Here is a 9822-nt window from a genome sequence, read left to right as displayed (position 1 = left end):
GTCGGTGACCTAACCGTAAGGAAGGAGCCGCCGAAGGTGAAGCCAGTGACTGGGGTGAAGTCGTAACAAGGTAGCCGTATCGGAAGGTGCGGCTGGATCACCTCCTTTCTATGGAGTATAGGTTGAAAATCATCACTATTCTATTTTGAGCGTTCACAGTGCAGGATTTTTATAAAAGAAAAATAACTTCACTGTGCTAAGGTATGTTTTTTCTTTCTGACGAAAGAAAAACCGTTCCGTCATTTTTCATAAAATCCCTCGTGACATTGCGAGCAATGTCAGGTCGGTATTTTATAAACGAAAAATAACTTCACTACATGGGTGGATTCCCGAGTGGCCAAAGGGGGCAGACTGTAAATCTGTTGCGATAGCTTCGAAGGTTCGAATCCTTCTCCGCCCACTGAAAAGACAAGCAGAAATGCTTGTCTTTTTTTGTTATATTACAACCAGATTACAAATATGTTGAAGTTGTATTTCAAAATATATAAGTGACTGGAAATCAATTCCACAGTATGATATAATGATGTCAAATAAATTATATCAAAAAACTAGGAGATGAGTTTGGAAAAGGGGGTCTTGTTTATGAAGAAACGTTTTGCGATTGTGACAGCGGCAATTATGGCAGCAGCAATGGCGGTACCAACATTTGGGGCAACAATCCGTACCGCAGATGCACAGCTTCGATCTGATTTTACCATCGTTGTGGATGGTGACGAAGTGGATTTCAAAACATCCAGTGGTGATGCGGTGTATCCCATCCTGTATGAAGGCACAACCTATCTGCCTTTGCGTGCCATTGGCGAATTGATGGGCAAGAATGTAAACTGGGATGAAAAGAATAAAGTCATTACCATCAGCGGCGAAAGGGATTCCACTTCTTCTAACAAAGACAATCCCTATATCGGCAAAAAAGATATCCGTGTACAGGAACGCCCGGACTTTACCATTGTAGTAGAAGACGATGAAAAAGAATTTTATTCTGTAACCGGTCAGCGGGTATATCCGATTCTGTACAACGGCAGCACATACCTGCCTCTGCGTGCCATCGGTGAAATCATGAACAAAGATGTGGTATGGAATAACAGTACGAAAACCATTACCCTCAGCGGTGATTTTACTGTAACTGACGCAGACAGCTTTGAAACAGAGGAAGAAGAAATCGCACAGGGATATATCGGCAGAGAATCCGCGAAAAACATCGCGCTGGGCTACAGCAATCTGCTGGCAAAAGATGTGACATTCATTCGTGCAGAACTGGATTATGAAGATGGACGTTGGGTATACGATGTGGAATTCTATACCGACAACAAAGAATACGATTTTGAAATCGATGCGACAACAGGCAAAGTTCTGGATGTTGACTACGATGTAGACGGTTGGACACGTCCCGAAACAACAAAAGACATCGGTCTGGAAGAAGCGAAGGCGATTGCTCTGAAAGATGCTGGACTGAAAGCAAACCAGGTGAAATTTGTCAAAGCGGGCACAGATTATGACGATGGCAGAAAATACTACGAAGTAGAATTTTACAAAGGCAATCGGGAATACGATTACACCATCGATGCAACAACAGGAAAAATTGTAGAAGTTGACTACGATGCGGAAAACTACAGCAAACCCAGCAGCACATCTGTGATTTCCGCAGACGAAGCAAGAAAAATCGCATTGAAACATGCTGGTGTTTCCTCTTCCAACGTACGGTATGAAAAAACCGAACTGGATTATGATGATGGCAGACAGAAATACGAAATCGAATTCCGTGTAGGCAATATGGAATACGAATATGAAATTGATGCCACAAGCGGCAATGTTCTGAAAGCAGAAAAAGATTATGACGATTGATGTTTTCTGAAAGCAAAAATGAGATAGGGAACAGGAAAAGGGGTTCTCGAAAGCAGAATCCCCTTAAGAAAACATACCAGATAAAACTTTTATAAAAATAAGAAAAGCTGAAATTCTATAAGAATTTCAGCTTTTTTGTTTTCTTATGAGGTACCCCTAAGGAGAATCCTTTTTTTGCTGCACTTTGTCCACAGGGTTGTCCACAGATTCTGTGGATTTCTCCACAGAAAAAACATTGTTTTCCACAGTATATGGCAGAATGCACCAGAAAGGTATGATTTTTTCCACAGAATGCCCATTGTGATACCTAGATGTACAAGGTATAATATACCTAGAGAATCTAAGTATAAAGGAGGGAATGATTATGGCAGTAGATAAGGGATTGGTAGGCGGCAGTACGGTATTGATGCTTTTGTCCTTATTGGCGGAAAAAGACTGTTATGGTTATGAAATCATCAAGGAAATCAGTGCCAGAAGTCAGAATGTATTCCAGTTTAAGGAAGGTACACTGTATCCTGTACTTCATCGTATGGAAAGCCAAAATCTGGTGAAGTCCTATCGCGCCAAAACGGAAAGCGGCAAGGAACGGAAGTATTACCGTATTACGGCGACAGGCAAGGCACAGCTTGCAGAAGAAAAGAAGCAGTGGGAAACCTTCTGCGGTTCTGTGGAGCGTGTCATAAGGGGGAGTGGCTATGCGGGAACCTTGGGAACGGTACTTGAATGATGTGGTATCCCATGTGCGTTTTGCCTTTGACCGCAGGAAAATCCGGCAGGAGCTGGCGGAACACATGGAGGATTTGTATGAAGACCTGCTTTCTCAAGACATTGATGAGAAACAAGCGGCAGAACTGACTGTGGACTACATGGGAGATAGCGAAGAACTGGGAAAAGAGCTGGATAAAGCCCATCATCCTGTTCTGGGGTATGTTTGGCTGATATTAGGCATCCTTTGCATTGTGGTGGCAGCAAAAACGGCTTTTGGTCTTTTGGATACAGGCATCGGCATTGCAAAAGGGTATTTTGCGGAAGTGTATCCGGCTTCTGCCAGCGAAGTGGTATATACCATTTCTCCTGATGTGGAAAAACAGGTTTACGATTATACCTTGTACATCGATAAAATTGTGTACTATGAGGACGGCAGGATGGAAGTGGATTATGCCACATGGCGAAATCCTTTTTCCAGAGATGAATATTGGACTTTTGAAATCCGTGCCTTTCCTTATGTGGGAGAAACACAGTGCTACAATGGGGAAGGAAGTTATAAAGACGGACGTTATTATGGAAAAGGTCAAATCAAGCTGAGGGATGTACCGGAAGAAGCGGACCGGCTGGAAATCCGGGCAAATGCGGATTTGGGCAATGGCTGGGGAGAACCAATTGAAATTTCCCTGACAGAAGGCAGGGTGATGGCAGAATGAAGCGTGGAAAACAGATCGTTATTTTCTTGCTGGTCCTGCTCTTTTGTGGCGGATATGTTTTTTGGCGCAGCGGACTGCATTTGTCACCGGAAGCAGCTATGGCGGCAGAGGAACAGGGGCTGCGTTATGGTCCATCAAATGAAATTTTGCTGACTTATGAAAAAGAAAATGGCAGTCAGGTTTTGGTGGGACGTTGGGAAGAAGGGCTTTCTGTGGTTGGTGTAGAGCCGAAATGGGGGATATTTTGGAAAAGCACTGACCTGATAAATGGTAATATGCATTGTTTGCTCATAGAGGAACCTGTGGAGGCGTTTTTGACAGAGGAGAACTACATTGTGGGCTTGTGTGAACTGCCAGAAGCCACAGAAGTTACGTGCAAACTGTATGTCTATGACGAAGTGGAAAAAGCGTCTGTTTTTGTAAAGGAACTGACTATGGAAATCGGGGAAGATGGATTTTTCTATGGAGAAACCTCTTTGCCTGTAGAGGCATCGACAGAATATGGATACACCGTTGAGTATGTGGAAGCAAAAGGAAAGTCTGGTGAGACCATATTTATAAAGGGTGCGGATGTATAAAAGCAGGTGATGAAAATGAAACGAATCAAACAATGTGTTTTGTTCCTGCTGGTGTTGATTCTTTGCGGCGGTCTATGGGTCAGGAGTAATCGACTTTATTTTTCACCGGAAGCTGCTTTTCATGGAGCAGAGCGGGGACTGCGTTACGGACCATCGGAAGAAATCCTTCTGACCTATCCCAGAGGAGATGGCAGTCAGATTTATGTGGGAAAATGGAACAATGGTCTTTCGGTGATTCCGGTGGAACCATATTTGGGGTTGTTCTGGCGAATGTCCACCGATGTGGATGTGGAAGGATACCACTCCATGTACGGGGATGTGGATGCAAGGCTCACAAAGGAAAGTGTTCTGGTGGGGCTTTCTCTGCTGCCGGAAGTTACGGAAGTGACCTGCCTGTTTTATTCCATGGAGGATGAAGTGGAGGATTTGAAGCCTGTGGAAGAAATCACACTGCCTGTTGGGGAAAATGGTTTTTTCCATGAGAAAATGGACTTTCCACAGGAAAAAGCCGACATGTTTTATGTGGGCTATGTGGAAGGCAGAACATCTGCAGGGGAAGTGGTATACCGAAAGGGTTTGGGCAAAGACGGAAAGGAATATGATGTGGAAGGACATCAGCCGCAGATTTCTTCTGTTGGCGGCTGGGCATATGAAGATGTGAAAGAACGAAAGGCAAGACCTTAAAGGAGGGAAGTCATGGAGAGAGAAAAATTTGATACATATATCCGAGAGGTGACTTCCCATGTGAAATTTCCCTTTGACCGCCGTGCCATTGCCAAGGAATTACAGGCACATATGGAGGATTTATACGAAGACCTGCTTTCACAGGACATTGACGAGGAGCAGGCGGCACAGCTGACGGTGGATTACATGGGGGACAGCGAGGAATTGGGCAAGGAGCTGAACGAAGTCCATCATCCTCTTTGGGGCTGGATTTGGCTGGTGACAAGGTGGATGGCAAGGCTTTGTGTGGTTGCATTGGTCGGATGGGGAATCATCCAAGGAGTTAGCTTTGGAGATACTTATCTTCAGCAGATAGAACACAAAAATGGGAATGTGGTTTATACCATTTCGCCAGTATTGGAGGTCCAGCTTTATGGCAGCAAGGTACAGATAGAGGAAATCCGATATTATGACGATGGTACACTGGAATATACCTATCACATCCGCCAGAATCCATGGCTTAGCCGCAGTCTGGGAAGAGGCGGCATTGATGCGGAAATTTATGTGGGGGAAGAAATCTGTCATGGAAATGGCGGTCGGTTTTCCAGCAATTCTCCTTTTTATGAAAAGGGCAGAAATTGGAGTTATGATGTGCCGCCGGAAGCGGACAGGGTCGTATTTTTCTTAGGCTATGAAAAAGAAATTGAGGTTTCCCTGACAGAGGGGCGGGTGATGGCAGAATGAAACGGAAAAAGCAGATTGTAAGAAATGTCATTTTGATTGCATTGACAGCCTTGCTGTTTTTGTGGCAAGGGGGCTATCACCTGACACCGGAAAGGGTCTTTCGCAGTGCAGAAAAAGCGGAATGGCTGGGACCTGCGCAAGAAGTTATGGAAATCGGAACCAGAGGTGATGATTGTCTATGCTTTGTGGGAATAGAACAGGAAGGATTCTATGTTGTATCTGCAAAGCCGAGTATGGGTATTTTTTGGAAGCATACCAATGAACATTGGGCTGGTTATTTTCCGGTGAAAGAAAAAACAAGAGCATGGATTTTAGAGGATTTCATTGTTGGTCAGACGAAGGAACCAGAAGCTGTGGAAGTGGTCTGTGTTGTGGAAGAATGGAAAAGTGAGAAAAATGAATGGCAGGAAGTTGGACGGTATACCATTCCTGTGGGGGAAAATGGATTTTTCAGTATGGCTTTGGATTCCTATGTACCAAGAACAATGAATTATTGGGTGAAAGAAGTCATCTGCAAAAATGCAGCCGGAGAAGTGATAGGAAAAGACAGTCAGTAGGTGTAAGACAGAAGGGGGAACATGACATGGCTAAGGAACTATTTGAAAATTATATTACAGCGGTGACTTCCCATGTCAAATTCCGCTTTGACCGTTATGACATCGGACAGGAATTGCGGGAGCACATGGAGGATTTATACGAAGACTTGCTTTCGCAGGACATTGACGAGGAACAGGCGGCACAGCTGACGGTGGATTATATGGGGGACAGCGAGGAATTGGGAAAAGAGCTGAATGAAGCCCATAATCCTGTTTTGGGGTACGTGTGGCTGTGGGTACGCAGGCTGTTTATACTGATATTTATTGCCTTTGGATTGCCTGTGATTTCTGTAGGCGGATGCCGTGCCATTGGTACGGGATATGGGGCTGTGGATCGGTTTTTTACGGAACTATATGAAGAAACACCGGAGAATCTGGTCTATACCGTGGAAGTGAATCGACAGGTAAAAGTAGATGATATGGTCGTGGGCGTGGAAGAACTCCGGTATTATCAAAATGGCGATATGGAATTAAAGTACATTACCTATCAGGAACTGTTTTCTACAGCATTGACTGGAACCTTTGACTTTTATGACTGCTATCTGACAGACGGAGAAAATTATACCAGCCAATTTCGCCCCCGTAATACACAGATTGCAGTTAGCGGAATTTATTACGAAGCGGGCAGCATAACTTATCCAGATTTTCCAGCTGACGCAAAAGAGTGCCATTTTATTTATGATAGGGAAGGACGTCAATTTGACATGAAAATTCCCCTGCCCCAAAAGGAGGAAGGTAAATGAAGCGAAGAAAACAAATTCTGCTGTATTTGCTGCTGATGGCAATTTGCATGGGTGGGTATATGAAATTATTTGATTTTAGGCTGACACCCCATCAATATTTTGCCGCTGAGGAAAAGTATCAACATGTTGGACCGTCAGAGGAAATCCTATTGGAAGGGGAAGGCGCTGAAGGTACATATTTCATACTGGGAAAATGGGGACAGAATCTGAATTATTGTGTCATGGAACGCCACATGGGGATTTTCTGGGGCAGCAGAAGCGGCGGACATTATGTTTTTCCAGAGGATGACAGACTGCGTTTGCCGCCCCTTTGGGGAGAGTATCAGAGTGATATGGACGTACTCTATGGTATCTGTCAGGTAGATGGTGTGACACAAGTACAGTATACCTTGAGCAGACTGGAAAACAACGAAGTGTACTATGAGGGAACGCTGCCGGTGCGGGAGGATGGCTATTTTTATGGAAATCATATACTGGAAGAATATCAGAAAAATCAGTATGGTGTATCATCTATGATCGGGACAGATGCGCAGGGTAACGTTTTGGCAGAGTATACATGGTAAGAGGGGAATGAAAAAGGCAGATTCCCCTTTTTTGCCGGAAATTACAGCTTTTTTGGCTATGATTTGAGGTGAGAAAAACTTCTTCAAAAAAAATTTAGGAAAAACCGTTGACAAAGTCTTTTTCTTTTGGTATTATTAACAAGCCGTCAAACGACGACAGGATAAGCCCGAGTGGCGGAATTGGCAGACGCACAGGACTTAAAATCCTGCGAGGTAACACTCGTACCGGTTCGATCCCGGTCTCGGGCACTTCCTTTTGATGGTAGAAATCTGTATATGCCCAGATAGCTCAGTTGGTAGAGCAGAGGACTGAAAATCCTCGTGTCACTGGTTCGATTCCGGTTCTGGGCACTTTATGCGCGAGTGGCTCAGTGGTAGAGCATCGCCTTGCCAAGGCGAGGGTCGCGAGTTCGAATCTCGTCTCGCGCTTTTTGTGTTATCAGGCACAGAAGCAATTTCATAGGAAGCATGGATACTTTATGCGCGAGTGGCTCAGTGGTAGAGCATCGCCTTGCCAAGGCGAGGGTCGCGAGTTCGAATCTCGTCTCGCGCTTTCTACGTATCCTGCTTTCTGAAAAAAATTTGATATCTTATGCGCGAGTGGCTCAGTGGTAGAGCATCGCCTTGCCAAGGCGAGGGTCGCGAGTTCGAATCTCGTCTCGCGCTGTTTCAGAGAGTATCTTTTGGATGCTCTTTTTTTTGTTTTAAAATATTCGTAAGAATTTTCTGGTGCAATGGCGCAGTTTTTTATGTGCTTTTATGATATGATGGAAAAAATAGTTTTTGTCAGAAGGGGGTGTCTGGTATGGATGAACGGCTGCAAGCATTGCAGGCGGAAATGGAAGAAGAACAGACTTTGCGCCGGAAGCGGGACAGTCTGGAAGTGGAATATAGAAGCCTTTGCAGCTATGAAAGGGAACTGGCGGTGCTGCGGCAGAAAGAACTGGAAGATGTGGCACGGATGGAACAGGGAGGCGTGCGGAACCTCTTTACGAAAGCCACAGGCAAATATGAAGAAACGCTGGCACAGGAACAGGCAGAAGCTGCTCAGGTGGAGGTAAAATATCAGAAGGTACAGCAGGAAATTGCGCAAATGGAGGATACTCTGCGGCAGCTGGATCAACGCATCGGCCAATTGAGCGGCAGTCAAACCCGTTATGAAGATTATATCATCCAGCGGGCAGAGGAATTGGAGGCAGCAGGCACAGACAGCGGCATGAAGGCTTTGCAGGCACAGATTCACAGTCTGGAAGAACAGGAACAGGCTTTGCTGGAAAAAAGAAACCGAATTGCAGACGTGCGCTGGGAAGTACGGAATGTACTTGGTATTTTGGAGGATGCCGCAGGGTATGGTCGTTGGGATGCAGGCAGAGGCAGTCTGCTCAGTTCTTATTTGAAACAGGAACGGGTACAGAAAGCCAAAGAGGCAATGGCAGGCTTACAGGAAGCTGTCAAACGTGCCAGAGTTGTGGAGGACAAGCAGCTTTTGGCAGCCCAGGATCATTTGCAGGAAGCCAGAAGACAGCGCGGCTGGGATATTTTTCTGGATAATATCCTCATCGATTGGTCTGTGCAGGATGAAATCGAAATGGCTCTTGCTCGTCTGCACAACTTCAGTGGTGCGCTGGAGGAAAAAGAACGAGGGATTCTGGAAGAGCTGCGGAGTATTCGGCAAAAACAGACGACTTTGCAGAAGCAGTGGGAAAATCAGGTGGCACAGTTGTAAGAATGGGGGATGCGTATGGTACAGTATTGGCAGGAATTACAACAGCAGGTACATCGCAAAGCAGCTTTGGAACGGAAACAGGAGGCACTCTGTGAACAGCGGCGGAAATTGAAACAGGAATTGGACGCTGCCACACAGCGTTGGCAAGAAGAACAAAAAGATGTGGATAAGCTGGAAGGCATCAGTCTGGCAGGGATTTTTTCTGCCCTTTCTGGCAGGAAAGAAGAACAGCTGGAAAAAGAGCGTCAGGAAGCCCAAGAGGCTTTGCTGCAAAAGGAAGCCGCCGACAGTGCCTTTCAAAAACTGGAAGAAGAAATCCGAAAAAACAGGGACGAGCTTTTTCGTTTGCAGGGATGTGAAATCAAGTATCAGAAAGCCCTGGAAGAACGAGCCGCAGAACTGGAAGCCATGGGGCAGGATACCGGCTTTTTGCAGCTGCAAAAAGAAATTGGAGCGCTGGAAGCTGAGGATAAAGAATTACAGGAAGCACTGGACGCAGGCAGAGATGTGCATGTCCAAGTGGAAAACGCCTTGCATGCGCTGGATTCTGCTGAAAGCTGGGGCGTTGTGGATATGATGGGCGGCGGCATGATGACCACCATGATGAAACGTGACCGGATGAATCAGGCGAAATGTGCCATGACAGAAATCGAATATCTTCTTAGAAAATTCCGTGCAGAACTGTCTGATATTGCCGGAGCAGATACAGTGGGTGTCGATAAATTTGGCACAGAATGGTCTATGATGGATTATCTGTTCGATGGGTTTCTCATAGATTATCTGGTGCAGCAGGAGATTACAGAAAGCCTTTCTAATATGCGGCGTCTGGAAAAGGAAATAGAGCGGGTCTGTGAAAGCATCCAGCAGCGAAAAGAGGAAAATCAGAAGAAAAAAGAGCAATTGCGGCAGGAATGGCAGACACATATGGAACAGCTGTGAAATGGGG

At 45.4% G+C, this 9822-nt stretch carries 11 protein-coding genes, 6 tRNA genes and 1 rRNA gene; all 18 read left to right on the top strand.

Annotation, left to right across the window (positions count from 1 at the left end):
- A 16S ribosomal RNA gene (locus INF29_RS08435) occupies window positions 1-108 on the top strand; the annotation flags it as partial.
- A 211-nt stretch (window positions 109-319) separates the two neighbouring features.
- Window positions 320-400, top strand: a tRNA-Tyr gene (locus tag INF29_RS08430).
- A 182-nt stretch (window positions 401-582) separates the two neighbouring features.
- Entirely contained in the window at window positions 583-1842 is a 1260-nt protein-coding gene (locus INF29_RS08425; RefSeq protein WP_193485936.1) for a PepSY domain-containing protein, read from the top strand.
- A 364-nt stretch (window positions 1843-2206) separates the two neighbouring features.
- Entirely contained in the window at window positions 2207-2569 is a 363-nt protein-coding gene (locus INF29_RS08420; protein WP_022253690.1) for a PadR family transcriptional regulator, read from the top strand.
- Window positions 2538-3263 carry a permease prefix domain 1-containing protein gene (locus INF29_RS08415; RefSeq protein WP_072853732.1) on the top strand — a complete coding sequence of 242 codons (726 nt, stop codon included), beginning with the start codon at window positions 2538-2540 and terminating at the stop codon, window positions 3261-3263. The genes INF29_RS08420 and INF29_RS08415 overlap by 32 nt, the downstream gene beginning before the upstream one ends.
- Window positions 3260-3841: a hypothetical protein gene (locus INF29_RS08410; protein WP_193485934.1), complete on the top strand. Its 582-nt coding sequence runs from the start codon at window positions 3260-3262 to the stop codon at window positions 3839-3841. The genes INF29_RS08415 and INF29_RS08410 overlap by 4 nt, the downstream gene beginning before the upstream one ends.
- A 15-nt stretch (window positions 3842-3856) precedes the next feature.
- Window positions 3857-4525, top strand: a complete 669-nt coding sequence (locus tag INF29_RS08405; RefSeq protein ID WP_193485932.1) for a hypothetical protein — start codon at window positions 3857-3859, stop codon at window positions 4523-4525.
- Window positions 4526-4537: 12 nt separating this feature from the next.
- Window positions 4538-5248, top strand: coding sequence for a permease prefix domain 1-containing protein (locus INF29_RS08400; protein WP_193485930.1), 711 nt, complete (start codon window positions 4538-4540; stop codon window positions 5246-5248).
- Window positions 5245-5805, top strand: coding sequence for a hypothetical protein (locus INF29_RS08395; protein ID WP_193485928.1), 561 nt, complete (start codon window positions 5245-5247; stop codon window positions 5803-5805). The genes INF29_RS08400 and INF29_RS08395 overlap by 4 nt, the downstream gene beginning before the upstream one ends.
- 26 nt (window positions 5806-5831) lie before the next feature.
- Window positions 5832-6587 (top strand): permease prefix domain 1-containing protein, encoded by a 756-nt coding sequence (locus tag INF29_RS08390; protein ID WP_193485926.1) that lies wholly within the window; start codon window positions 5832-5834, stop codon window positions 6585-6587.
- A complete protein-coding gene (locus INF29_RS08385) occupies window positions 6584-7150 on the top strand; it encodes a hypothetical protein (protein ID WP_193485924.1) in 567 nt (188 codons plus the stop codon). The genes INF29_RS08390 and INF29_RS08385 overlap by 4 nt, the downstream gene beginning before the upstream one ends.
- 165 nt (window positions 7151-7315) lie before the next feature.
- Window positions 7316-7399, top strand: a tRNA-Leu gene (locus INF29_RS08380).
- Window positions 7400-7428: 29 nt separating this feature from the next.
- A tRNA-Phe gene (locus INF29_RS08375) sits at window positions 7429-7501 on the top strand.
- A 6-nt stretch (window positions 7502-7507) separates the two neighbouring features.
- Window positions 7508-7579: transfer RNA gene (locus INF29_RS08370), tRNA-Gly, on the top strand.
- A 52-nt stretch (window positions 7580-7631) separates the two neighbouring features.
- Window positions 7632-7703, top strand: a tRNA-Gly gene (locus INF29_RS08365).
- Between the two features lie 41 nt (window positions 7704-7744).
- Window positions 7745-7816 (top strand) — tRNA-Gly (locus tag INF29_RS08360).
- 139 nt (window positions 7817-7955) lie between these two features.
- Entirely contained in the window at window positions 7956-8876 is a 921-nt protein-coding gene (locus INF29_RS08355) for a coiled-coil domain-containing protein (protein ID WP_193485922.1), read from the top strand.
- A 15-nt stretch (window positions 8877-8891) separates the two neighbouring features.
- Window positions 8892-9815 (top strand): hypothetical protein, encoded by a 924-nt coding sequence (locus tag INF29_RS08350; RefSeq protein ID WP_193485920.1) that lies wholly within the window; start codon window positions 8892-8894, stop codon window positions 9813-9815.
- Window positions 9816-9822: the final 7 nt, after the last annotated feature.

Origin of the sequence: Anaerotignum lactatifermentans (genome assembly GCF_014982935.1) — a bacterium.
GTDB classification, from domain to species: domain Bacteria; phylum Bacillota; class Clostridia; order Lachnospirales; family Anaerotignaceae; genus Anaerotignum; species Anaerotignum lactatifermentans.
The sequence above is the reverse complement of the archived record's forward strand: the minus strand, read 5'-3'. Positions and strand labels throughout refer to the sequence as shown.